Genomic DNA, 23,426 nt, shown 5'->3' with positions numbered 1-23,426 from the left:
CTCGCTTCCTAGTTTGCTCTTTGATTTTCATTGAGTATAAGGATAGTTTGGAGGTTTGACTATGAAAAAGCTACTACTAGTCCTAGGTGCGAGTGTGCTAGTTTTATCTGCTTGCCACAAGGCGACAGAAGATAACACAACTAGTCCATCGACACCGAGGGAGCAACAAACCAAGGAAGTAACCAACTATTTTCACTACCTAGCGGATTCCTATCAAAAGGCTCTTGCGCACGAAAAAGAATCCAAGGATGCAACTGTTCAATCACCTATGGCTGCTACTCTTGTAGCCATGGAAGAACTTCAACTATCTAATCCGACTGGTCAAGCCTTGATTATGAAGAACTACTCGGATTTTCAGAAGCTAATCCAATACAATACCGAAAAGTGGCAGGAAGAGTTTGCAAGCTGGGCTTCTTCTATGGGGCAGTCCTATCATAGACTAGAGCATAGAAATTTTGATGAAAAAAATGAACTCATTGAAAAATTAGAAACAACAACTGTTTCTCAGAAAAAAGTCAGATGGAATATTTTCGGGGTGTCCAGTGACAACGCCTATGATTACTTGGTTTTGGATGCCTACTATGACAATCAGGAAAACCATTTCTACCTATTTACACTCAAGGATGGGCAAGCGCAGGTTTTGTATGCTGATAAGACACTAGAAACTATCAGTGCTGCGAATTTTGAAGAGACTGAAAACACAGATTTAGCGCAAGGTTTTAAGGAATTTCTCTTAAAAACGGGCGTAACTACAGAGAATGAGCCAGATACAGACTATAGTGCTCTAACAGACAAGATAAAAATAGCCATGGAATCCTATTCAGATAGTAAAGGTGAAAAATTTAAGTCGACTAACCTAGCAACATATGGTCGCTATTATGGGCTTGCAGTCCCAGATCAGATTATGCAATTTGGGCAAGTCGATGGAGTCAAATATACTTTTAAATGGCATGGCTATACTGCTGGTTTTGGAGAAAAACGGTTTGAAATCTTAGCCTGCTATCTGAATGAAGCAGGGACAGAGGTGATTCTATTTGGATACAAAGATGGTCGCCCCTCTATTTTACATACTGAGGGGCAACCGGAGATTGAGAAAAACGAAGCAGGTACCATTATAAATGCCCAGGTTCATTTTGCTAGTTTTCACCAACCGATATTGGAAGGAGTTTTCAATTAGTAGAGATGGGCAACTCCTCTTGCAAGTAAGGCGTTTCTCGTGAAACATCCTTCTTATATAAAAAAGTTCTCCACATAAAATAATTTGTGGAGTTTTTTCTATAATTAGTAGTTTAAACTATCCTTAAAATAGGAGTATACTATTTTTGTAAACGTTATCAAGTCTAAAAATTGTGAGATTATCAAGTTTTAGAAAAATAAAAAGGGAGGAAATTATGAACAAGTTTTCAAAAACTTTGAGAGATAATTGGATATTTCTCTTAATGGTTTTACCAGGGACACTTTGGTTGATCTTATTCTTCTACATCCCAGTATTTGGAAATGTGGTTGCCTTCAAAGACTACCATATGACTGGTGAAGGATTCGTTCACAGTATTATAAATAGTAAATGGGTTGGACTAGATAACTTCAGATTCTTATTTAGTTCAAAAGATGCCTTTGTCATCACTCGAAACACTGTCCTTTACAACCTTGGATTTATCTTTATCGGTTTGATCGTATCGGTTGGGATTGCCATTATCCTTAGTGAACTTCGCTCTAAGCAAATGGTTAAAATCTACCAAACTTCTATGTTATTCCCGTACTTCCTATCTTGGGTTATCATCAGTTTCTTTACAGATGCTTTCCTAAATATCGATAAAGGGCTTATCAATCACACCTTAGAAGCTCTCGGAATGAAAGGGATTAACTTCTACGCAGACATCAGTATCTGGCCTTACCTCCTCCTTTTCCTAGGTATCTGGAAAGGCTTCGGATACAGTAGTGTTATGTACTACGCTACAATCATGGGTATTGACCCAACTTACTACGAAGCAGCGACAGTGGATGGCGCTAGCAAATGGCAACGTATCCGTAACGTAACCATCCCTCAGTTGACACCACTTGTGACAGTATTGACCATCCTTGCAGTCGGAAACATCTTCCGTGCAGACTTCGGTCTTTTCTACCAAATCCCTCACAACGCTGGTCAGCTCTATAGCGTAACAAACGTATTGGACGTTTATGTCTTTAACGGATTGACCCAAACAGCAGATATCGGTATGGCATCAGCAGCCGGTCTCTATCAGTCAGTCGTCGGTTTGATTCTCGTTATTCTATCAAACTTACTTGCAAGACGTGTTGATCCTAACTCAGCACTATTCTAGAAAGGAGGAGCATATGGCAAAAAAAATTCAAAAAGAAAAAATTGATAATGTTGGCATACACTCCTTCAGCAAAAAAGCAGATATCTTCTTTAGTATCATTTCTGGTTTGCTGGCCTTCTCTTGTATCTTGCCTTTCATCTTTGTCATCATTATCTCAATTACAGATGAGAAGAGTATCGTTCAATATGGATATAGCTTCTTCCCATCACAATTTGGATTAGATGGTTTTGAGTTTTTGGCTCAGTTCAAAGATAAGATTTTACAAGCGCTCTTTATCTCAGTATTTGTGACAGTTGTCGGTACATTGACAAACGTCTTCATCACGACAACTTACGCTTACGCCATCTCACGTTCAACATTTAAGTATCGTAAATTCTTTACAATCTTCGCTCTTCTTAGTATGTTGTTCAATGCTGGTTTGGTACCAGGCTATATCGTGGTGACTCAATTGCTTCACCTTGGTGATACTATTTGGGCCTTGATTGTTCCAATGCTTCTATCACCATTTAATATCATGTTGATGCGTTCCTTCTTCAAGAAAACCATCCCAGAAGCAATCCTCGAATCAGCTCGTATCGATGGAGCTAGTGAAGCTCGTATCTTCTTCCAAATCTGTTTGCCACTGTCACTACCAGGTATCGCAACGATTACACTATTGACAGCGCTTGGATTCTGGAATGACTGGTTTAACGCCCTTCTTTACATCAAGAGTGATAACTTGTATCCATTGCAATATTTGCTCATGCAAATTCAAAACAACATGGATTACATTGCTAAGTCAGTTGGTATGTCAGGACAGCTTGCAGTTGCCCTACCAAAAGAAACAGGTCGTATGGCCATGGTCGTTGTTGCGACTGTTCCAATTGCGATCCTCTACCCATTCTTCCAACGTTACTTTGTAAAAGGTTTGACTATCGGTGGTGTTAAAGAGTAAGGAAGTCTAAGAAACATTGTTTCTTCTCTAACTCTGATTTTTCTGACAAAGGAAAATCAACAATTTAATTTTGTTAATAACTTTAAAAATAAAAAAAGGAGTTTTTATAATGAAAAACTGGAAAAAATATGCGTTTGCATCTGCTAGCCTTGTCGCTTTAGCTGCTAGCCTTGCAGCTTGTGGAAACCTTAAAGGAAACAACCAAAAAGCTGCTGACTCTGCTTCAGGTGACAAACCTGTTATCAAATTGTACCAAATCGGTGACAAACCAGATAACTTGGATGAATTGCTAGAAAATGCAAACAAAATTATCGGAGAAAAAGTTGGTGCTAAATTGGATATCCAATATCTTGGATGGGGTGACTATGATAAGAAAATGTCAGTTATCACATCATCTGGTGAAAACTATGATATCGCCTTTGCATCTAACTATGTTGTAAATGCTCAAAAAGGTGCTTATGCTGACTTGACAGAATTGTACAAGAAAGAAGGAGCTGACCTTTACAAAGCACTTGACCCAGCTTACATCAAAGGTAACACTGTAAACGGTAAGATCTATGCAGTTCCAGTTGCAGCCAACGTTGCATCTTCACAAAACTTTGCCTTCAACGGCCCACTTCTTGAGAAATATGGAATCGATATCTCAGGTGTAACTTCATATGAAACACTTGAACCAGTATTGAAACAAATCAAAGAAAAAGCTCCAGATGTAATGCCATTCGCTGTTGGTAAAAACTTTATCCCATCAGAAAACTTTGACTACCCAGTTGCAAACGGACTTCCATTTGTCATCGACCTTGAAGGTGACACTACTAAGATCGTAAACCGTTACGAAGTTCCTCGTTTCGTAGAACACTTGAAGACTCTTCACAAATTCTATGAAGCAGGATACATTCCAAAAGACGTAGCAACAAGCGAAACTTCATATGACCTTACTCAAGATACTTGGCTTGTTCGCGAAGAAACAGTAGGACCAGCTGACTACGGTAGCAGCTTGCTTTCTCGTGTTGCTAACAGAGACATCCAAATCAAACCATTTACTAACTTCATCAAGAAAAACCAAACAACTCAAGTTGCAAACTTTGTAATCTCAAACAACTCTAAGAACAAAGAAAAAGCAATGGAAGTGTTGAACCTTTTGAACACTAACCCAGAACTCTTGAACGGACTTGTTTATGGACCAGAAGGCAAGAACTGGGAAAAAGTTGCAGGTAAAGAAAACCGTGTTAAAGTCCTTGATGGATACAAAGGAAACACTCACATGTCAGGATGGAACACTGGTAACAACTGGATCCTTTACATCAACGAAAACGTTACAGATGAGCAAATTGCACAATCTAAGAAAGACTTGGAAACTGCAAAAGAATCTCCAGCGCTTGGATTCATCTTTAACACTGACAACGTGAAATCTGAAATCTCAGCTATCACTAACACTATGCAACAATTCGATACAGCTATCAACACTGGTACTGTAGACCCAGAAAAAGCTATTCCAGAATTGATGGAAAAACTTAAATCTGAAGGTGCTTACCAAAAAGTATTGGATGAAATGCAAAAACAATACGACGAATTCTTGAAAAGCAAAAAATCATAAGAATAATTGATTTCGTGTATTCATTCCTAAAAAGAGCGATCACTGCCTTATCTGGTTTTTCCGGATGAGGTGGTGATTCTTTTTATAATAAATGCATATAATTATCTGCATTTTGTTCAGAGTTTTGCTCTAACAGTTAACATTGGTTATAGACATATGAAAAAATACTATCCTCTTTTCAAAATCAGTGCAATCTTATCCTACTTATTTTTCGTATATGGGCTTTCTCAGTTGACTCTTGTTATCCAAAACTATTGGAAATTTTCTTCTCAGATTGGCAATTTTTTCTGGATCCGAAACCTTATCAGTCTTGTCTTTATTAGCATCATGATAGGGATTTTAATCAAGACAGGCCATGGTTATCTTTTTGTCATTCCTAAGAAAAATGGTTGTGGTATGGACTACTAACAGTTCTTGTAGCTGTACTCCTTATAACTTTTAATTTCCAAACAGCTAGACATGTACAATCAACTTCTGAAGGTTGGGCTGTGTTGATTGGCTATAGCGGGACAAATTTTGCTGAGTTGGGTCTCTACTTGACCTGATTCTTCCTTCGGTTTTATTTGCTCTTCCTCACTTTTCAAGCTTTCCCAATTTCCTAGATATTCTTGTTTTTTCGTCATTTGGAGTATGTTGTGCTGGATTAACTCGTTATACCAAGAGTATCTATCCTAGCTATGCAGTCCATGTTATGAATAATATCGTAGCAACCTTGCCATTTTTGTTAACTTTTCTTCATCGAATATTTAGTTGAAACAAAATCTGAAAATGGGTCTTGTTTTTCATTTTTCGGTCAAATAAATTGCATTCGCTTTCTTGGGAGAGTATACTGGTATAGTTGAATGAAAAATTCTGATAATTTAATCTTAGAAAAGAGAATCAATCTTATGACAAAAGATATTCGAGTTTTACTTTACTATAAATATGTTCCCATCGAAAACGCGGAACAATTTGCTGCAGACCACTTGGCTTTCTGTAAGTCTATCGGGCTCAAGGGCCGTATCCTAGTGGCTGACGAAGGGATCAACGGAACCGTTTCTGGAGACTACGAAACAACGCAAAAATACATGGACTATGTTCACAGCCTTCCAGGTATGGAAGACCTCTGGTTCAAGATTGACGAAGAAAGTGAGCAAGCCTTCAAGAAGATGTTTGTTCGCTATAAGAAAGAGATTGTCCACCTTGGTTTAGAGGATGATAACTTTGACAACGACATCGACCCACTTGAAACGACAGGTGCTTACTTGTCTCCAAAAGAATTTAAAGAAGCCCTCCTAGATGAAGATACAGTGGTCCTTGATACTCGTAATGACTATGAGTACGACCTTGGACACTTCCGTGGGGCTATCCGTCCTGACATCCGCAACTTCCGTGAATTACCACAATGGGTCCGTGATAACAAGGAAAAGTTCATGGATAAACGTGTCGTTGTTTACTGTACAGGTGGAGTCCGCTGTGAGAAATTCTCTGGCTGGATGGTCCGTGAAGGCTACAAAGATGTCGGTCAATTGCATGGAGGAATTGCGACTTATGGGAAAGATCCAGAAGTTCAAGGGGAACTTTGGGATGGGAAAATGTATGTCTTTGACGAACGTATTGCAGTCGATGTCAACCATGTCAATCCAACCATTGTAGGGAAAGATTGGTTTGATGGAACACCATGTGAACGCTATGTCAACTGTGGAAATCCATTCTGTAACCGCCGTATCTTGGCATCAGAAGACAACGAAGACAAATATCTTCGTGGTTGCTCACACGAGTGTCGTGTTCACCCACGTAATCGCTATGTTTTAGAACATGAATTGACACAAGATCAAGTCATCGAGCGTCTAGCAGAAATTGGTGAGAGCCTAGATCATTCTGAAGTTGTATAATAAACATTAACAGTCCTAAAGGGCTGTTTTTCTATGCTTTTGACTAAAAAATCTTAAATTTGTTTCTGCATCTTTCAGGAAAATGGTGTATACTATATGTAAACGATTTCAAAGGAGACCATTTATGGTGAAAACATTTTTTATTCCCAATAAACAAAGTATTTTAGGACAACAGGAGATTCTTACAGCTAAGTCAGTCTTGGCCTTGGTAGATGGCTTAGAGTCACATAGTTATGATGCTGTCTACCTCCGTCAACCCCTCAATCGCCTTGAGTATATCGAGTGTGGAATCGTAGGCAAGTCTCAATTTCTCTTTAAAGTTCGTTATGCAGATGCTCAAAAAGGCTATCAAGTGATCATTCCTGACCTGATTACAAGAGCTGACTGGGAGATTGTAGAAGGGCTCTTGCGGGCTTTGTCTAGCAAGGTTGGTGAAGCGGTTGAAGGCTTGGCAGACTTTGATTTGGAAAACTATTTCCAAGAAACGGTTAAGAACTATCTAGCTGATAAGGCTGCTCGTTTGGCCTTTTGCCAAGGAATTCTATCAACTATTTACTTTGATAAGAAGGATTTAGAAAGTTTCCTAGAAGAAGATGGACTGGCACGTTTTGAAGCATTAGTCAAAAAGGTTCAAGAGTCAGATGCCTACCCTGCAAGTGCGAAATTTTATCCAGATGGTGAGGGTAAGATCCACGGCATCTATCACTTGGCTCAGGGGGTTAAGACTATTTTGCCAAAAGGTCCTGTTGTTCCTGTGCCTTATGTTGAGCAGTTGGTAGGAAAAGAGCTTGTCTGGGAGATTGACCTGGTAAAAATCTCTGGAGATGGTTCTAAGCCTGAAGACTATGAAGCTGTAGCTAGACTGGATTACCAAGCCTTTTTAGAAGTTCTTCCAAAGGAACTTTGTCAGGATTTGGATGCCAACCAAGTAGAGGTAGGACCAGTTTCAGGAGAGGATTTTGAAGCTTTAGCAAATAGATAAATAAGGAATCTGTGACAAAAGTTTCTATAAAGTTAAAAAGCGAACAAGATTAGTTTTCTGATTATCAGAATTCTGTCTTGTTCGCTTTTTTTGTTTTTAAAATTTTATAGTAATGATCCTCTAAAGCTAATATCTTTCTATCTCGCTACCTTTATCTTACATAAAAGCTAGGATTCGTAAATATTCAAAAACCAGAGTCATTTCCGCTAGGAAGAAGAGAAATAGGATACCACCGTTAACTAGAAATGCTAAGAGAAGGCGATAGAAGGAGTCAGTTTGGCTATCTTTACTTGGTCTTGAGATGGTATAGAGGTTGGCAAGAAGTACCAGACCAATGCTAATGAGGAAAAGAAGAGCCGCAAAACGTAGACTATTAAAGAAGGCAAAGAAACTCGCGATACCCGTGAGCAGGATAGGAAGGGCGAAGAGTCTGCTGTACTCTTGCAAGGCTTTTTCCAGTGTCCAGTCATTATCCTGATTGACAAAACGTTTAACCACGAATCCACCCATAAGGATAGAAAAGAAGAATAAGCTTGTCGCTACCAAGATGGAGAAGATAGAAAAGAGATTCAGTGAAGGGAACTGCTCGACGGCATGAGAGTTGATAGCCGCCATATGGCCGTAGTAGTCATGCTTGATATGATAAATCGCACAGAAGAAACTAAGAGCAGAAAAGATAGTTAGGAGTGCAAAGGCATTATAACTATGTTTTTTATCTGTATCAATGCTTGCTGTCGGTTCTTTAAGGGCTCCTTGTAGCCAAACCCACTGATCAGCCAGTTCTTCTTTGAAAACTGCAAATACTGCTGTTTTTGTAGATGCAGAATCTGGTAAAAATGGGCTTTCCAAAGACTTGCTAATCAAAGATTGACTTTTCTGAGAAGCTTCTTTAACAGGTTCTTCTGACTCGTCTATCTTTTCTAATTTTTCATCGAGCTCTTCAGTCTCTACAGTTTCCTCACTAGTTTCCTTATCTTCTGGGTTGGCTTGAGGATTTTCCTCAACTACTGACTCCTCTTCTCTTGTCTCTGCATCTTCTTCAAGGAGAACTGAGTCGGATGGGTTATCTTTTTTATCATTGTTGGCTGTTTTTTCGAAATCAGCACTTTCGAACCATTCTTGAGTCATGATGGGACCTCCTTTTTGATTAGTAACTTTTTATTCATGATGTCTATAAGAAGGCGAGCGAACCTCCTCTTTTGGTAGATTGATGTCTTGACCAGCTTTTGCGACAAGTAAATCTTGTGTATCTTTTTTCTCTGATTTGTAAGGATTTGAGAATTCTTCATCTTCCTTGTTTTCCTCGTTTGGATTATACCCTTCCCGACTACGATGATAGATGGAACCATGGTCAGAAGAAAGTTCTACATTAATTCTCTCAAGTTCTTTTTTAGCTAGCTTGATGACCATATCTTTTTTTGACTCTAGCTCTACCTTACCATGTACTTGAATATCCTCAGCAGAGATATGTTCATGGTCTGCTTGGATGCGGCTATCTGTTAGACTGGTTTCAAATACATTGACAATTCCAGTTGTGATCAGTTGGCTATTTTTAATCTCGCTATCAGTGATACGAAGGAGATATCCATTTGACAGAATCTTGGCATTGCTGAGTTTTGCATTAGCAATTGAAAGGATACGATGGTTTACCTGGGCAGTTAGATTTTTTAAGTCTTTTCCTCTTGGTAATGAGAGAACAACTTCATCATTGCGGCTAGAAATTCCGCTTGCGATAAAGAGGATACCTTCGATACTAGAACCTATAGAGCGACGTGTAGTTGATTTGGTATCAGTTATTTCAAGACTTTTCTCTTTGATAGAGTGTTGAAGATTTTCTTTTTCAGAGATGGTCGGGTGATACTGAAGGTGAATCTTATCATCGTTTGACTCCGTAATGACGAGCGAATGTTCTTTCAGTGAGATGTTAAGGTTTTCGATATCTTGATCAAAAACGAGTTCTTCCATTCGACTTTCAAATACTGGATTTTGAGACATTGCAAGGAGGCTTCTGACTCCGTCTGTTTGGATGCCGATGATCATCATGGAAAAACCGATGATACTGGTAACAACACCAAAGATAAGAAATCCTTTTGTCCATTTACGCATGTCTTTCACCTCTCTTTCCTCTATTAAGAATCCATTGGATGAGTCGAAGGACTAGTAATCCAAAGAAACGTGCTACATAGGAAGTCGCTAGTAAGACTAGAGACGAAGCTCCGATCGCTAGTAAACCTCCACCAAAAATCAGTATAAAAGCAGATGTCGATTCAGCCAGAACGTAGAAGCTTTCAAATAGGAGAACGCCTCCTAGGATTAGTCCAGCTACTGATACAGCAAAGAAGGCTATAAGTACGCTGACAGCGGCGATAAAAATGCCGATGATAGACATGAGAAGAGCAATTCCGACCGGAATTCCGATAGGAGCTGCAAGAAGGGCTAGTAGAGCGATGCGTAAAATATGGCGGTCGTTCTGATGGGACTTTTCTTCATTGATCTTTTTATCAAGAAGAGTGGTTAGGATGTCATGGGCAGCCTCTTTTGGACTTCCCAGGCTAGCGATAAGCTCCTCCTCACCTTCTGGACCAGCATCATCAAAGAGTTCTTTGAAGTAATCCATGGCTTCAATGCGATCAGATTGAGGAAGCTTCATCAGATAGGCTTCAAGCTGATTCAAATATTCAGTTCTTGTCATGGCGAATGCTCCCTTCTATGATGCCATTGATAGTGTCAGTGTAGAGTGTCCACTCTTCTCTGAGTATAAATAGTTGCTCCTCCCCAATCTCTGTCAAGGAGTAGTACTTCCGCATCCGACCTTGGTATTCGCGAGAGTATGTAGTCAGATAGCGGTTGGTATCCAGTTTTTTCAAGATGGGGTAGAGGGTAGATTCCTTGATTTTAGCAATGAGTTTAATGGTTTGGCTAATCTCATAACCATAGGAATCCCCTTGTTCTAGGATGGCCAAGATGAGAAATTCAATCAAAGCCGCTGATGTTGGAAAATACATGGGGCACCTCCTTTTTTAGTATGTAAAAATTTTATATATAATTATTCTACACATACATCATACATCTAAATGTAAGCCCTGTCAAGCAATATGTGTAAAATTTTTATATATAAAAAATCTCCTAGTAAAAACTAGAAGATTAGAGGATTTTATCCGCTCGATCCACCATAAAGAGGGCGATTGTCATGATAATATCAATTATTAGAAGAATCAGTACCGCTGGAACCCAAGACTGGAACATGTTAAAACTGTAACCAAAGAGAGTTGGTCCAAAGGCAGCTAGAATGTAACCACCGGTCTGGGCAAGTCCAGATAATTGAGCCGTTTTTTCAGGCGAGCTTGTTTTAATAGAAAAGCAAACCATGAGATAGGGGAAAAGTGCGCTACAGGCCGTGCCAATCAAGAGGTGAGCCATCAGCCAATAAAAGAAATTACTACTTGGGTATAAAAGCATAGCAATTCCTAACATGCCAGCCAGAGAGATGACTGCTAACATGATTTGACGGTGACGATTTGACAAACGCGTCGTTAAACTTGGAATGGTCATGGAGAAGGGAATGCTAATTAGTGAAAAGATAGAAGCCAGAAGTCCGGCATCCGTATGAGCTAGCCCTGCACTGATGGCCATGGTTGGCAACCAGGTCATGCTGGTATAGAAGAGCAGGGACTGCAACCCACCGAAGACAATAATAGCCCAAACTTGCTTGCTTTTTAGGATATTCTCTTTTTCTTTTTTATCTTCATGCCCTTCTAGGAAATGATTGTGGCCATGGTTAGGAAACCAGACCAATAAGGTTAGCAGGCAGACCATGGACAGGCAGAGAATCAGCCCCTTCCAAGATGTTGCCTGAGTAATGGGTACAGAGAGGTAGGAAGCTAGTGCTGTCGCGATTCCCATAGTCGTCACATAAACCGTTGTCAGGAAGCTAATCTTTTGTGGGTAGTTTGCCTGAATCATACTAGGAAGAAGTACGTTAAAAATAGCGACACTTGCTCCGATGAGTAAGGTTCCCAGATAGAGAAGAGGAAGATTGAAGATACGAATCACTGAACCGATGGTTAAGACGAGGAGGCTGTATGTAAAAAGGTGCTCGAGTCCAATCTTTTGAGCCAAACGCGTCGCAAAAGAGGAGAAAGGAGCAAACATCAAGAGAGGAAGGCTGGTCAAAACCCCAAGCGAGCTGACCTCAACTCCTAAACCTTGAGCAATATCTCCTAAAATAGTCGGTAAGGCCGTAAAAGGAGCTCTTAAGACCGCTCCGATTAAGATAATTCCTAGAATAAAAAAGAGTGATCGTTTGTTCATGTGCACCTCAATAAGCTGATTTTGATAACAGCTTATTTTAAGGCTTTTTCCTATAGATGTCAAGATGGTGTGAGGGAATCGGCTATTTAGCTCAGTGAAATCATGGGTAAAAAGAAGGAGAGATTTACTAGTTTTTTTCTGGGATTCAAATAAAAATAGGAAAGTCTGAAAAATTGTGATAAAATAGTGAAAGAAAATATATACATTGGAGAAAAACTGTGTCTGAAAATAGGAAATTTAGCGTCTTGATGTCAGTCTACATCAAAGAAAATCCTGTCTTTTTAGAAGAGGCTGTAAAAAGTATCTTACATCAAACGCTCAAACCTAGTGAAGTGGTTATCGTTGAAGACGGTCCACTGACACCTGAACTATATCAAGTGTTGGAAAAATTGGCAGCACAGTCAAGTATTCCAATCAAACGTTGTCCACTGGAGCAAAACCGTGGCCTAGGCCTGGCACTACAGTATGGTGTTTTGCAGTGCCAGTATGACATCATTGCCCGTATGGATACGGATGATATTGCTGTTGAAGATCGTTTTGAACAGCAGTTTGACTTGATGGAAAAGGAAAACTTGGCTCTACTAGGCGGCCATATCGCAGAATTCATCGATCAACCTGATGAAATTGTTTCTTACCGTCGTGTGCCGACTAAGCACGAAGAGATTATCGCCTACCAACGTATGAGAAGTGCCTTTAATCACATGACTGTTATGTTCAAAAAAGAGATGGTTCTCAAGGCGGGTAACTACGAAGATGGGCTTTATATGGAAGATGATCTTCTCTGGCTTAATATGATTAGCGCTGGAGCTCGAACTGGGAATGTGGATCAGATTCTTTGTAAGGTGCGCGTGGGAGCGGGGATGTTTGAACGTCGTGGTGGCCTTCGCTATCTCAAACTCTATCGCCAAGCACGTCAAAGAATGCACGCGCGTGGACAGATTTCTTATGTCGAATATCTGAAAAGTGTGTTAATCCAAGTTGTCGTTGCCCTATGTCCAGGATTTGTCCGACAGTTTATATTTTTAAAACTATTGAGAAAAAGTAAATAGCTAATCAGTTAAAAAAACCTCTAGTAATTACTAGAAAATGTGATTTTGTGTAGGAGGATACCATTCACATGAATAAAAAAATGACAGATTATGTAATTGATCTGGTTGAAGTGTTAAATAAACAACAAAAACAAGTCTTTTGGGGGATTTTTGATGCTGCCAGCATGATTTCCTCAATCATTGTTTCTTATATCTTGTTTTATGGATTGATCAATCCAGCTCCTGTGGACTATGTCATCTATACAAGCTTGACCTTCCTTTTCTATCAAATCATGATTGGCTTCTGGGGGCTCAATGCTAGTATTAGTCGCTATAGCAAAATCACAGACTTTATGAAGATATTCATCGGAGTAAGTATCAGCAGTGTCTTGTCCTATCTCCTTTGCTATGCCTTCTTGCCACTTTTCTCAGTGCGTTTCATCGTTCTCTTTATCTTGCTCAGCACCTTCTTGATCTTGCTCCCACGTATTACTTGGCAGTTGATCTATTCAAGACGCAAAAAGAGTGATGGAGAAGGGGAACATCGTCGTACCTTCTTGATTGGTGCGGGAGACGGTGGAGCTCTCTTTATGAACAGCTACCAACATCCTACGAGTGATCTTGAGTTAGTGGGTATTTTGGACAATGATGAAAAGAAAAAAGGTCAAAAACTAGGTGGAATCCCAGTCTTAGGATCTTATGAACAGTTACCAGAACTCTCAAAACGTCATCAGATTGAAAAAGTTATCGTTGCGATTCCTTCTCTCGATCCATCAGAATATGAACGTATCCTAAAAATGTGTAACCAACTTGGCTTGAAGTGTTATAAGATGCCCAAGATTGAGTCGGTTGTACAAGGATTGCATCCTCAGGTAGGTGGTTTCCAAAAAATCGATATTACTGACCTTTTGGGACGTAAAGAAATTCAACTAGATGAGTCACGCCTAGGCTCAGAAATTACTGGAAAAACCATCTTAGTGACAGGTGCAGGAGGTTCTATCGGGTCTGAGATTTGCCGTCAGGTTAGTCGCTTTAATCCAGAACGCGTGGTTCTCTTGGGTCATGGGGAAAACTCCATTTATCTGATCTATCATGAATTGATTCGTAGCTTCCAAGGAATTGACTATGTTCCTGTGATTGCAGACATCCAAGACTACGATCGCTTGCTTCAAGTATTTGAGCAGTACCAACCAGCCATTGTTTATCACGCTGCTGCCCATAAGCACGTGCCAATGATGGAACGTAATCCAAAAGAAGCCTTTAAAAATAATATCCTCGGAACTTACAATGTTGCCAAGGCAGTTGATGCTGCTAAGGTTCCAAAAATGGTTATGATTTCGACCGATAAGGCCGTTAATCCACCAAACGTAATGGGAGCTACTAAACGTGTGGCAGAGTTGATTGTTACAGGATTCAACCAACGTAGTCAATCTACCTATTGTGCGGTTCGTTTTGGGAATGTTCTTGGTAGCCGTGGTAGTGTGATTCCAGTCTTTGAGCGTCAGATTGCAGAGGGTGGTCCAGTGACTGTGACGGACTTCCGTATGACTCGTTACTTTATGACCATTCCAGAAGCTAGCCGTTTGGTGATCCATGCAGGAGCTTATGCCAAAGATGGAGAAGTCTTTATCCTTGATATGGGCAAACCAGTTAAGATTTATGATCTGGCCAAGAAAATGGTTCTTCTCAGCGGACGTACTGAAAATGAAATTCCGATTGTAGAAGTGGGGATTCGTCCAGGTGAGAAACTCTATGAGGAGTTGTTGGTATCTACTGAATTAGTTGATAATCAAGTCATGGATAAGATTTTTGTTGGTAAGGTTAATGTCATGCCACTTGAAGTCATCAATCAAAAGATTGAAGAATTCCGTGCCTTGCAAGGTTCAGAGTTGAAGCAAGCCATTATCGGTTTTGCCAATGAAACAACTCACACTGATTAAAAACAAAACTAAGGTATTATCCCTGGAACTCTTTTTGACAGGAGGGAAGGGATAGTATCTTTTTTTCTAGATTTGGAGAGATTTTCAGAGTTTTTTGAACAAACTTGTTATTAGTGAACAGATATGATAAACTATAGTAAATAAAAAAATTAGGGAGTAACTTATGATTAACGCTTATAAGAATTTCTTTAAAGGTTATGTAGATTTTACAGGCCGTTCAACACGTTCAGAGTTTTGGTGGGTTTGGTTAACAAACATACTACTTCTTATCCCTCTCTACTCAGCATACTTTAATGTTATATTTAGCGAAGGAAGCGAGGGTGCTTTTCTTGCCTTGGGTGGCCTTGCTATTATTTACATGATTTTTGGTCTGGCACTTTTCTTGCCTTGGCTTGCGTTGACAGTTCGTCGTCTCCGTGACGCTGGTTTCCATTGGGCACTCATTTTCGTTGGCTTTATCCCAATGGTTGGAGGAATTGCTTTACTAGTCTTGTTAGCTATGCCAAGCAAGGAAGTAGAGGTAGTAATCCTTAATAAAGCTGAAGAAGTTGAAGAAGTTGTGGAAGTTTCACCTTTCGAAGAACCAGACAACAAATAGGATAGTCAAACTTTACCATCTATTTAGCTGACTAGCATTCTTCCTACTAGTAGGTAAATCACTAACACTCCCATATCCATTTGTGGATTGAGGAGTGTTTTATTTTGTAAATATTTGTGATTTCTAGCAGTATCTGATAGACTAAAATATACAACTAAACAATTAGGAGTAACTTATGATTCAGGCATATAAAAATTTCTTTAAAGGCTATGCAGATTTTACAGGCCGTTCAACACGTTCAGAGTTTTGGTGGGTTTGGCTGATGAATAGTATTTTGTTCCTACCCCTTTATATATTCTATTTTCAAATGGCATTGAAGGATTCCCGAGAAACAGATCCTATTTTAGGAGTAGCAATCATAAGTATTTATATGATTTTAGGTATAGTATTCTTTACACCAAGTCTTGCTGTAAAAGTTCGTCGGCTAAGAGATGCAGGCCTTCACTGGGCTTTCATCTTCCTTTACTTTGTTCCAATGGGTGGTATTGCTCTATTAGTTCTGCTAGCTATGCCAAGTAAAGAAGTAGAAATAGTAACAATCAATAGATCTAAAGAAGTTGAAAGCGAAGAAGTTTCCCCTTTTGAATAATTGGACGAGTACGGGGAATGTCATTCTCCTCATTAAAATCAGACAAAAAGCTCCCAAACCTAACTTTTAGGCTGGGAGTCTTTTGTTTAACGTTTTAATTGTAGATGCTGTAAAATGTCTGTTGGGTGGTGAGCAATCCAGTCAGGATGATAGTCCATGAGGTCTTTCTCCTCACCGAATCCCCAGGTTACCGCTAGTTTTTTAATGCCAGTTTCTTGGGCACCAATCATATCAAACTTGGTATCTCCGACAATAACGACTGTTTCGGGAGTTAGATGATGAGTTTCCAGAGCCTGACGAATAACATCTGCCTTGTGTAGGGCTTGAGGGCTTGAACCATAAATGCCATCAAAGAAGTGGTCAATCCCAAAATTGCTTGTCATGTCAACTGCGGTTGGTGTATTCTTCGTAGTAGTGATATAAAGAGGATAATGCTCAGCTAGTTCTACAAGTAAATCTTTGATATGTGGAAAGAGTTGGGCTTCGTACACACCCTTTTCCTTATAATAAGAACGATAGAGCTGGATGGCTTTCTCTATTTGCTCAGCTGGTAAACAACTAGCAAAGCTGGTTTCTAGTGGGGGTCCCATAAAACCTCGAATGGTTTTGGCACCAGGACTAGAAACTCCAAGTTGGTCAAAGGTATAGGTGAAACCATTATGGATACCGATAGAACTATCAACTAGCGTTCCATCTAAGTCAAAAAAGATAGCAGATATAGATGACATTGATTCTCCTCATAATGATGAAATTATTCGCCGAAGATTTCTTTTTGAAGGCGACGACCTGTAGGTGTGGCAGCGAGCCCCCCTTCAGCAGTTTCACGAAAGGCAGTTGGTAAGCTAGATCCTACTTGATACATGGCGTCAATGACCTCATCAACTGGAATTTTCGATTCGATACCAGCTAAAGCCATGTCGGCTGCGATGAAGGCAAAGCTGGCTCCCATGGCATTCCGCTTGATGCAAGGAACTTCAACCAAACCTGCAACGGGGTCGCAAATGAGACCGAGCATGTTTTTGATAACGAAGGCGATAGCCTGGCTCGCTTGATAAGGCGTTCCGCCTGCAGCTAGAGTTAGGGCAGCGGCACTCATGGCTGAAGCTGAACCGACTTCGGCCTGGCAGCCACCTTCGGCTCCCGAGATAGAAGCGTTGTTAGCAATCACGAGTCCAAAAGCACCTGCAGCGAATAAGAAGTCTAGTTGTTGTTCATGAGTTAAATCCAACTTTTGGATAGCAGCAGTGAGAACGGCTGGAAGGCAGCCTGCACTACCAGCAGTAGGTGTTGCACAGACCAGTCCCATCTTGGCATTGTGTTCATTAACGGCGATAGCATTACGGGCTGCAGACAAGACAGTGAAGTCTGATAGGGTCTTTCCTTTTTTGATGTAGTGATCTAGCTTGGCAGCGTCACCACCTGTCAAACCGCTACGAGATTTATTCTCATTGAGTCCAAGTTCAACGGAAGCTTTCATGACTTCAAGGTTGCGCTCCATGAGAAGGATGACTTCTTCGCGTTCACGACTGGTTAGCTCAAACTCGGTCTTAATCATGAGTTCAGCTACATTGCCTTGAAAACCAAGTTCGGCTTGTTTGACTAATTCTTTGATAGAGTAAAACATATTTTCTCCTATTGAAAGAAATTGACATTGTGCAGATGAGGAATTTTACGAATTTCTTCGATAGATTCATCACAGTTGCGACTATCAACTTCGATAATCATAATGGCTTTCTCGCCAGCCTTTTCTCGGGTTACATTCATCTGAGCGATATTGATGTCAAAGCGAGAGAGGGCCTCTGTTACGTGAGCAATCATACCTGGAACATCTTGATGAACGATGATGATGGTAGGAGTGTTCATGTTGAGGGATACCGCAAAACCATTGAGCTCTGTCACTTGGATATTACCACCCCCGATTGAAATTCCTGTTACACTGATGGTCTTGTGCTCATTCTTAACAGTGATTTTCGTAGTGTTTGGATGAGGTGCGTTGCTATCTTTTTGGATAGTCCAGACGATTTTGATGCCACGCTTGTGGGCGATTTCTAAACTGTTAGGGATTTCTGGATCATCTGTATCCATTCCTAAGATTCCAGCTACAAGGGCAAGGTCTGTCCCGTGTCCACGATAGGTTTTTGCAAAAGAGTTAAAAAGTTGGAATTCGACCTCGGTAGGAGTATCGTCAAAGATAGATGAGACGATTTTCCCGATTCGAACAGCTCCTGCTGTATGACTACTAGATGGTCCGATCATGACTGGCCCAATAATATCAAAGACAGATTGAAAACGAAGTGATTGCATCTGTTTCCCCTTCAAAAGATTCTTACCTCTATTATATCAAAGATTAGATGCAAGCGCTCAATTCCATGATAAAATATCTAAAATCCCCATAAAGCCTCTAAAATCAAGCCTTTTGTAACAAAAAGAGGCTATTTAAGTGAAATAAAACATAGTCTTGTAACATTTCTACATAAAACCGTCAAGAAACAGTAATAATAGTAGGGTATGATGGAAATATAAGAAAGAAGGAGAATCTTTTAATATGAAATCAACAACTAACAAAATTAAAACAGGACTTGTAGGAGTAGCAGCAGCGCTTGCTTTCCTTGCACCATCACTTACTTTTGCACAAGAAACAACAACTTACACAGTAAAATCAGGTGACACTCTATCAGGAATCGCTGAAAAATACAATACAACTGTTGAAAAATTGGCAGAAAAAAATAAGATTAAAGATATTCATTTGATCTATGTAGACCAAGTATTGGTTATTGATGGTGAAGCACCAGCAACTTCAGCTGCGACAGCAGAAGCTCCAGTAGCAGCACCTGCAGCTACTGAAACAACAACTTATGAAGCGCCAGCAGCAAGCGTAACTGTAGCAGAAGAAACTGTTACTACAGCATCAACTTCAGCATCAACTTCAACTGTAAGCGGATCTGAAGCAGAAGCTAAAGAATGGATCGCTCAAAAAGAATCAGGTGGTAGCTACACAGCTACAAACGGACGTTACATCGGACGTTACCAATTGACAGATTCATACTTGAACGGTGACTACTCAGCTGAAAACCAAGAACGTGTAGCAGATGCTTACGTTGCAGGACGTTACGGTTCATGGGCAGCTGCTAAGAACTTCTGGCTTAACAACGGTTGGTACTAAGAACTAACTAGCAGAATAAGATGCAAAAGTCGAGGGATTTCCTCGACTTTTTTATATTTCCTTTGCTTGATAACAGGTATTCACTTCCTTTTTGAGGTGAGATAGCATTGAGGTTTCGTCGGTTAACTCCAGAAGGGAGAAGCCCTTTTGAATAAGATGTTCATTACTAGTGCAAATACCTATTCGAACATAAGTGATTGCTAAAATATCGTATCTTTTCTTTTTCTTGGCATCCTCTAGTAAGGTGTAGCAGATTTGTTGACAGGTATTTTTATCTTGATTGTACAAGTAGATGGTGGACAGATTGAGTAGGATTGTCATTCGTAATTCATATAAATGTCGATAGTTTTTATATTCTTCCAAGCGCTGCAAGATTTGTTCAGTGATGAGGTGGAGGTGTTCGATGGGAAAGCTAAAAAGTATGGTGTTGAGGATTTTTAGGTCACTTTCATACCATGTATCTTGTTTTTCAATTTTTTCCCAAAGCTTTTTGACCGTTTGTTTCACTTGGATTGAAAGCTGTCCTGTTCCATGTTGACGGATATAAATGACAATTTCCAGCATATCTCTGATTTCCTCTATAGGGATATCGTGATGAATCTTAAGATAGTCTTGGCATGTTTCAAATAAATTGACTAGACTACTGGTACCAAAGATGGAACTTGTATTGAGATAGGTTTGCATGATTTCTGTTCGCTGGCTCGGTCTATAGAGATGGCAGATGTATTCAAACTCTTCAAAACTCATATTGATTTGACGGAGAAGAAACTCCATGTTTTCATATTTGGGAGTTGCCTTGCCACTTTCAAACTTGGAAAGGCTGGTTCTTGAAAGGCCATTTCCACAGACCTCTTCTTGGGTCAATCCTTTTGACTCACGTATGTCTTTATATACTTTCCCGAAATCATAGCGCATGATTTCCTCCTTTTCGTGAAAAAAGTTAACAGTAAATAGAATTCTATTAAATATATTGTATCATAAGAATATAGAAAGTAAATAAGAGGTATCATGTAGCTAGAAAATAATAGATTGGAGGTTGTTTCAATGCGTAAAAATAAAGATCTATTTCGGGTAATCATTGTCTTTGTGGCAGGGGTTATTTTGATTCTAGCAACCCCAGTGTTATTTAGAGTTGTTATAGAACTACTGTCAAAATAAAATCTGCATTGATTAGATTCATTAGGATTTAAAATCATTACATGAGAGCTTCTGGATAAATTTAATTTGCTGTAAGATTTGCTTATTTCATCAATTTCTTTTAGTTGGAACTCTGATTTGTAATTTACCATATTTATATTCATAGAAATTAAAGTGAATATCATGAGAAGAAAATAAGAAAGGTGATTTTATCTATAGTAGGTAGAATCTAAAAAATAAATTATGATTCATTTAAAATTTTATATCAAATCCGTTCTTTGTTCATTGGTATTGTTTATCCTTTTAATTCTTTTTATTAAAAATATATATTACCCTGCTCTAAAGATAACTATTGAAGTTATTATGACGTTTTCGATAGGTAGTCTTTGTTATGCCATTTTTTGTAAAACAAATCGTGCTGCTTTTCTGCCAATTTCGGTTGTTTTATTTTTGCTGACTCTCTATTTGCTGGGAGGATAGTATTTTAGCAGGAACTTTGTCAGTTTGCATTTTTCTCTTGGAGAAATTATGACGGTTGAAATTTTAGTGGCTTTAAGTGGAGTAAATTTATTGTTAAGATTTTTCAAAAAAAGAGAAGTCAATAGATTTGCTTGTGGATTATAAAGATGAAAGGTAAAATTGGAATATTTAAAATGAAACATTTTTTTGCAGGAATTGGTGAGATAAGATTTATTAGTTATCTATTGTCTCTATGTGTAGGACTAGCCCCTCTTTTTCATATATATGTTATAGGTTCTGAAATGAGTTTTGTGAAAACAGTATTATCTATTTTGGGAATTATATTTGTTTGTATTTTAACTATTGCTCGAATTTATAGGACTTTTTTCTATAAAGAATAGTTTGGACTTGAAATGTATTTAAAACCAGAGGTTGGTAGATTATCAGCCTCTTTCTTGTCTTCTCCAACCAAGCATGTTATAATGAAAACTGCTCAAACGACCTTCAATCGTTAAGCAAACACGACCTTCAATCGTGAACTAGTCATTTCGTTTATCTTTTATTACGTCGTTAACTCGAAATGAGATGCAAGCTGAGCTTGTCTGATTTATAATCTCAATCAGTCTCCCAGACTGATTGAGCGAACTCAAGTTATGCCTGCGACTCGTTGCCTAGTCCTAAAAGAAAACGAAAAGACTATACTCAAAGAAATTCTATTGAAAGTCATAATGAATAGAATTTTGAAGGGTATGAATAAACGAATAGATGGGAGACTTACCATGAGTGATAACTCTAAAACACGTGTTGTCGTGGGGATGAGTGGTGGTGTTGATTCGTCGGTGACGGCTCTCTTGCTCAAGGAGCAGGGCTACGATGTGATCGGTATCTTCATGAAGAACTGGGACGACACAGATGAAAACGGCGTCTGTACGGCGACCGAGGATTACAAGGATGTGGCTGCGGTGGCAGACCAGATCGGCATTCCTTACTACTCTGTTAATTTTGAAAAAGAGTACTGGGACCGCGTCTTTGAGTATTTCCTAGCGGAATACCGTGCAGGGCGCACGCCAAATCCAGATGTTATGTGTAACAAGGAAATCAAGTTCAAGGCCTTTTTGGACTATGCTATGACCTTAGGCGCAGACTATGTAGCGACTGGGCATTATGCTCGAGTTGTGCGTGATGAGGATGGCATCGTTCACATGCTTCGTGGTGTGGACAATGGGAAAGACCAGACCTATTTCCTCAGCCAACTTTCGCAAGAACAACTTCAAAAAACCATGTTCCCTTTGGGACATTTGGAAAAACCTGAAGTACGAAAAATAGCTGAAGAAGCAGGACTTGCGACGGCTAAGAAGAAAGACTCGACAGGGATTTGCTTTATCGGAGAAAAGAACTTTAAAGAATTTCTCAGCAACTACCTACCAGCTCAACCTGGTCGTATGATGACTGTGGATGGTCGCGATATGGGCGAACATGCTGGTCTGATGTATTATACGATTGGTCAACGTGGGGGACTCGGTATCGGTGGTCAACACGGTGGTGACAATGCTCCTTGGTTTGTTGTCGGAAAAGACCTGAGCAAAAATATCCTCTATGTCGGCCAAGGTTTCTACCATGACTCGCTTATGTCAACCAGCCTAGAAGCCAGTCAAGTTCACTTTACTCGTGAGATGCCAGAGGAATTTATACTAGAATGCACGGCAAAATTCCGCTACCGTCAGCCTGATTCTAAGGTGACTGTACATGTCAAAGGAGACAAGGCAGAAGTCATCTTTGCAGAGCCACAACGCGCCATTACACCAGGACAGGCAGTTGTCTTTTACGATGGTGAAGAGTGTCTAGGCGGTGGCTTGATTGACAATGCTTATCGAGATGGACAAGTTTGTCAGTACATTTAGATTGACAAATTTTCTCAATTTGCTACAATAATAACAGCAATAGAAATGATGGTCAAAGCTCATGGATGTTGCAGGCTTTTTGTCCTGCACTTCTTTGGAGTTTTGACTGTTTTTGTGTCGTTTAGAGGAAAGGACAAAAATGACTCAACAAGACTTTCGGACGAAAATAGGAAATACGGTTTTTGGTGTTCGGGCGACAGCCTTGATTCTTCAAAACCGCAAGCTTCTAGTCACCAAAGACAAGGGCAAATATTACACAATTGGTGGTGCGATTCAAGTTAATGAAAGCACGGAAGACGCGGTAGTCCGTGAAGTGAGGGAAGAACTGGGTGTCAAAGCTGAGGCTTTGCAACTAGCTTTTGTAGTTGAAAATCGTTTTGAACAAGACGGTGTTTCCTATCACAACATCGAGTTTCATTATCTGGTAGACTTGCTTGAGGATGCCCCATTGACCATGCAGGAAGATGAGAAAACACAGGCCTGTGAATGGATTGACTTGGATAAGCTTGAGGATTTCCAGCTAGTTCCAGCCTTTTTGAAAACAGCCCTGCCAAATTGGGACGGACAATTACGACACATCCATCTTAACGAATAG

23 protein-coding genes and 1 pseudogene are annotated in these 23,426 nt (G+C 39.7%); 15 read left to right on the top strand and 9 right to left on the bottom strand.

All coding sequences use genetic code 11. The annotated features are described in order from the left end of the window. Positions 1-61 precede the first annotated feature (61 nt). The 7 genes and pseudogenes from QM867_RS06710 to QM867_RS06680 all read left to right on the top strand — a co-directional run bounded on the left by QM867_RS06710 (position 62) and on the right by QM867_RS06680 (position 7,705). Entirely contained in the window at positions 62-1,177 is a 1,116-nt protein-coding gene (locus QM867_RS06710; RefSeq protein WP_414315392.1) for a DUF4767 domain-containing protein, read from the top strand. A gap of 214 nt (positions 1,178-1,391) precedes the next feature. Further along, entirely contained in the window at positions 1,392-2,321 is a 930-nt protein-coding gene (locus tag QM867_RS06705; protein WP_001032156.1) for an ABC transporter permease, read from the top strand. A gap of 13 nt (positions 2,322-2,334) precedes the next feature. Then, a complete protein-coding gene (locus tag QM867_RS06700) occupies positions 2,335-3,255 on the top strand; it encodes a carbohydrate ABC transporter permease (protein ID WP_001074703.1) in 921 nt (306 codons plus the stop codon). Positions 3,256-3,364: 109 nt separating this feature from the next. Beyond that, positions 3,365-4,849, top strand: a complete 1,485-nt coding sequence (locus QM867_RS06695; RefSeq protein WP_371608078.1) for an ABC transporter substrate-binding protein — start codon at positions 3,365-3,367, stop codon at positions 4,847-4,849. Positions 4,850-5,005: 156 nt separating this feature from the next. Beyond that, positions 5,006-5,603: pseudogene (locus QM867_RS06690) on the top strand (type II CAAX prenyl endopeptidase Rce1 family protein). Positions 5,604-5,736: 133 nt separating this feature from the next. Then, on the top strand, positions 5,737-6,723 hold the full coding sequence (locus QM867_RS06685) for a rhodanese-related sulfurtransferase (RefSeq protein WP_414315391.1): 987 nt from the start codon (positions 5,737-5,739) through the stop codon (positions 6,721-6,723). A 124-nt stretch (positions 6,724-6,847) separates the two neighbouring features. Continuing rightward, positions 6,848-7,705, top strand: a complete 858-nt coding sequence (locus QM867_RS06680) for a DUF4299 family protein (protein WP_414315390.1) — start codon at positions 6,848-6,850, stop codon at positions 7,703-7,705. A gap of 156 nt (positions 7,706-7,861) precedes the next feature. Here the strand turns inward: QM867_RS06680 and QM867_RS06675 are convergent, their stop codons facing one another. The 5 genes from QM867_RS06675 to QM867_RS06655 form a co-directional block, all read right to left on the bottom strand. Beyond that, a complete protein-coding gene (locus QM867_RS06675) occupies positions 7,862-8,833 on the bottom strand; it encodes a DUF6574 domain-containing protein (RefSeq protein WP_414315389.1) in 972 nt (323 codons plus the stop codon). A gap of 30 nt (positions 8,834-8,863) precedes the next feature. Continuing rightward, positions 8,864-9,811 (bottom strand): DUF4097 family beta strand repeat-containing protein, encoded by a 948-nt coding sequence (locus QM867_RS06670; protein WP_414315388.1) that lies wholly within the window; start codon positions 9,809-9,811, stop codon positions 8,864-8,866. Beyond that, positions 9,804-10,397 carry a DUF1700 domain-containing protein gene (locus tag QM867_RS06665; RefSeq protein ID WP_414315387.1) on the bottom strand — a complete coding sequence of 198 codons (594 nt, stop codon included), beginning with the start codon at positions 10,395-10,397 and terminating at the stop codon, positions 9,804-9,806. Before QM867_RS06665 ends, QM867_RS06670 begins: the two co-directional genes overlap by 8 nt. Next, entirely contained in the window at positions 10,384-10,710 is a 327-nt protein-coding gene (locus QM867_RS06660) for a PadR family transcriptional regulator (RefSeq protein ID WP_414257309.1), read from the bottom strand. Before QM867_RS06660 ends, QM867_RS06665 begins: the two co-directional genes overlap by 14 nt. 139 nt (positions 10,711-10,849) lie before the next feature. Then, the gene (locus QM867_RS06655; protein ID WP_414284717.1) at positions 10,850-12,016 is read right to left on the bottom strand and encodes a CynX/NimT family MFS transporter; all 1,167 of its coding nucleotides are present in this window, start codon (positions 12,014-12,016) and stop codon (positions 10,850-10,852) included. A gap of 248 nt (positions 12,017-12,264) precedes the next feature. Between QM867_RS06655 and QM867_RS06650 the strand changes: the two genes are divergently transcribed. The 4 genes from QM867_RS06650 (at position 12,265) to QM867_RS06635 (ending at position 16,171) form a co-directional block, all read left to right on the top strand. Further along, the gene (locus QM867_RS06650) at positions 12,265-13,065 is read left to right on the top strand and encodes a glycosyltransferase (RefSeq protein ID WP_414284719.1); all 801 of its coding nucleotides are present in this window, start codon (positions 12,265-12,267) and stop codon (positions 13,063-13,065) included. Between the two features lie 68 nt (positions 13,066-13,133). Then, a complete protein-coding gene (locus QM867_RS06645) occupies positions 13,134-14,984 on the top strand; it encodes a polysaccharide biosynthesis protein (protein ID WP_414315386.1) in 1,851 nt (616 codons plus the stop codon). 163 nt (positions 14,985-15,147) lie between these two features. Next, entirely contained in the window at positions 15,148-15,582 is a 435-nt protein-coding gene (locus QM867_RS06640) for a DUF805 domain-containing protein (protein ID WP_414273487.1), read from the top strand. 175 nt (positions 15,583-15,757) lie between these two features. After that, positions 15,758-16,171, top strand: a complete 414-nt coding sequence (locus QM867_RS06635; RefSeq protein WP_414273488.1) for a DUF805 domain-containing protein — start codon at positions 15,758-15,760, stop codon at positions 16,169-16,171. Positions 16,172-16,257: 86 nt separating this feature from the next. Here QM867_RS06635 and QM867_RS06630 read toward each other — a convergent pair whose 3' ends face one another. The 3 genes from QM867_RS06630 to sdaAB are packed head-to-tail and all read right to left on the bottom strand — an operon-like array spanning position 16,258 to position 18,475. After that, a complete protein-coding gene (locus QM867_RS06630) occupies positions 16,258-16,899 on the bottom strand; it encodes an HAD hydrolase-like protein (protein ID WP_414273489.1) in 642 nt (213 codons plus the stop codon). Positions 16,900-16,922: 23 nt separating this feature from the next. Then, positions 16,923-17,795, bottom strand: coding sequence for an L-serine ammonia-lyase, iron-sulfur-dependent, subunit alpha (sdaAA, locus tag QM867_RS06625; RefSeq protein WP_414273490.1), 873 nt, complete (start codon positions 17,793-17,795; stop codon positions 16,923-16,925). 8 nt (positions 17,796-17,803) lie between these two features. After that, positions 17,804-18,475, bottom strand: coding sequence for an L-serine ammonia-lyase, iron-sulfur-dependent subunit beta (sdaAB, locus tag QM867_RS06620; RefSeq protein ID WP_001191178.1), 672 nt, complete (start codon positions 18,473-18,475; stop codon positions 17,804-17,806). Positions 18,476-18,716: 241 nt separating this feature from the next. On the opposite strand from sdaAB, the gene QM867_RS06615 reads away from it, so the two are divergent. Continuing rightward, positions 18,717-19,334 carry a LysM peptidoglycan-binding domain-containing protein gene (locus QM867_RS06615; protein WP_414273491.1) on the top strand — a complete coding sequence of 206 codons (618 nt, stop codon included), beginning with the start codon at positions 18,717-18,719 and terminating at the stop codon, positions 19,332-19,334. Positions 19,335-19,385: 51 nt separating this feature from the next. Here the strand turns inward: QM867_RS06615 and QM867_RS06610 are convergent, their stop codons facing one another. Further along, entirely contained in the window at positions 19,386-20,249 is an 864-nt protein-coding gene (locus tag QM867_RS06610) for a helix-turn-helix domain-containing protein (RefSeq protein WP_414315385.1), read from the bottom strand. An 875-nt stretch (positions 20,250-21,124) separates the two neighbouring features. On the opposite strand from QM867_RS06610, the gene QM867_RS06605 reads away from it, so the two are divergent. The 3 genes from QM867_RS06605 to QM867_RS06595 all read left to right on the top strand — a co-directional run bounded on the left by QM867_RS06605 (position 21,125) and on the right by QM867_RS06595 (position 23,426). After that, the gene (locus tag QM867_RS06605) at positions 21,125-21,331 is read left to right on the top strand and encodes a hypothetical protein (protein ID WP_281335425.1); all 207 of its coding nucleotides are present in this window, start codon (positions 21,125-21,127) and stop codon (positions 21,329-21,331) included. Between the two features lie 378 nt (positions 21,332-21,709). Further along, entirely contained in the window at positions 21,710-22,831 is a 1,122-nt protein-coding gene (gene mnmA / locus QM867_RS06600; protein ID WP_414315384.1) for a tRNA 2-thiouridine(34) synthase MnmA, read from the top strand. Between the two features lie 139 nt (positions 22,832-22,970). Beyond that, on the top strand, positions 22,971-23,426 hold the full coding sequence (locus tag QM867_RS06595; protein ID WP_414315383.1) for an NUDIX hydrolase: 456 nt from the start codon (positions 22,971-22,973) through the stop codon (positions 23,424-23,426).

Source organism: Streptococcus infantis (assembly GCF_047463635.1).
In the GTDB taxonomy this organism is placed as follows: Bacteria; Bacillota; Bacilli; order Lactobacillales; family Streptococcaceae; genus Streptococcus; species Streptococcus infantis_W.
This window is presented reverse-complemented; position numbering and strand designations above follow the sequence as displayed.

Coding starts and splice junctions, on each gene's coding strand:
- QM867_RS06710 (WP_414315392.1), top strand. CDS start 62: ATGAAAAAGCTACTACTAGTCCTAGGTGCGAGTGTGCTAGTTTTATCT.
- QM867_RS06650 (WP_414284719.1), top strand. CDS start 12,265: ATGTCAGTCTACATCAAAGAAAATCCTGTCTTTTTAGAAGAGGCTGTA.
- QM867_RS06605 (WP_281335425.1), top strand. CDS start 21,125: ATGAAACATTTTTTTGCAGGAATTGGTGAGATAAGATTTATTAGTTAT.
- QM867_RS06695 (WP_371608078.1), top strand. CDS start 3,365: ATGAAAAACTGGAAAAAATATGCGTTTGCATCTGCTAGCCTTGTCGCT.
- QM867_RS06665 (WP_414315387.1), bottom strand. CDS start 10,397: ATGACAAGAACTGAATATTTGAATCAGCTTGAAGCCTATCTGATGAAG.
- sdaAB (WP_001191178.1), bottom strand. CDS start 18,475: ATGCAATCACTTCGTTTTCAATCTGTCTTTGATATTATTGGGCCAGTC.
- QM867_RS06700 (WP_001074703.1), top strand. CDS start 2,335: ATGGCAAAAAAAATTCAAAAAGAAAAAATTGATAATGTTGGCATACAC.
- QM867_RS06615 (WP_414273491.1), top strand. CDS start 18,717: ATGAAATCAACAACTAACAAAATTAAAACAGGACTTGTAGGAGTAGCA.
- QM867_RS06660 (WP_414257309.1), bottom strand. CDS start 10,710: ATGTATTTTCCAACATCAGCGGCTTTGATTGAATTTCTCATCTTGGCC.
- QM867_RS06635 (WP_414273488.1), top strand. CDS start 15,758: ATGATTCAGGCATATAAAAATTTCTTTAAAGGCTATGCAGATTTTACA.
- QM867_RS06685 (WP_414315391.1), top strand. CDS start 5,737: ATGACAAAAGATATTCGAGTTTTACTTTACTATAAATATGTTCCCATC.
- mnmA (WP_414315384.1), top strand. CDS start 21,710: ATGAGTGATAACTCTAAAACACGTGTTGTCGTGGGGATGAGTGGTGGT.
- QM867_RS06705 (WP_001032156.1), top strand. CDS start 1,392: ATGAACAAGTTTTCAAAAACTTTGAGAGATAATTGGATATTTCTCTTA.
- QM867_RS06675 (WP_414315389.1), bottom strand. CDS start 8,833: ATGACTCAAGAATGGTTCGAAAGTGCTGATTTCGAAAAAACAGCCAAC.
- QM867_RS06610 (WP_414315385.1), bottom strand. CDS start 20,249: ATGCGCTATGATTTCGGGAAAGTATATAAAGACATACGTGAGTCAAAA.
- QM867_RS06680 (WP_414315390.1), top strand. CDS start 6,848: ATGGTGAAAACATTTTTTATTCCCAATAAACAAAGTATTTTAGGACAA.
- QM867_RS06670 (WP_414315388.1), bottom strand. CDS start 9,811: ATGCGTAAATGGACAAAAGGATTTCTTATCTTTGGTGTTGTTACCAGT.
- QM867_RS06640 (WP_414273487.1), top strand. CDS start 15,148: ATGATTAACGCTTATAAGAATTTCTTTAAAGGTTATGTAGATTTTACA.
- sdaAA (WP_414273490.1), bottom strand. CDS start 17,795: ATGTTTTACTCTATCAAAGAATTAGTCAAACAAGCCGAACTTGGTTTT.
- QM867_RS06595 (WP_414315383.1), top strand. CDS start 22,971: ATGACTCAACAAGACTTTCGGACGAAAATAGGAAATACGGTTTTTGGT.
- QM867_RS06630 (WP_414273489.1), bottom strand. CDS start 16,899: ATGTCATCTATATCTGCTATCTTTTTTGACTTAGATGGAACGCTAGTT.
- QM867_RS06645 (WP_414315386.1), top strand. CDS start 13,134: ATGAATAAAAAAATGACAGATTATGTAATTGATCTGGTTGAAGTGTTA.
- QM867_RS06655 (WP_414284717.1), bottom strand. CDS start 12,016: ATGAACAAACGATCACTCTTTTTTATTCTAGGAATTATCTTAATCGGA.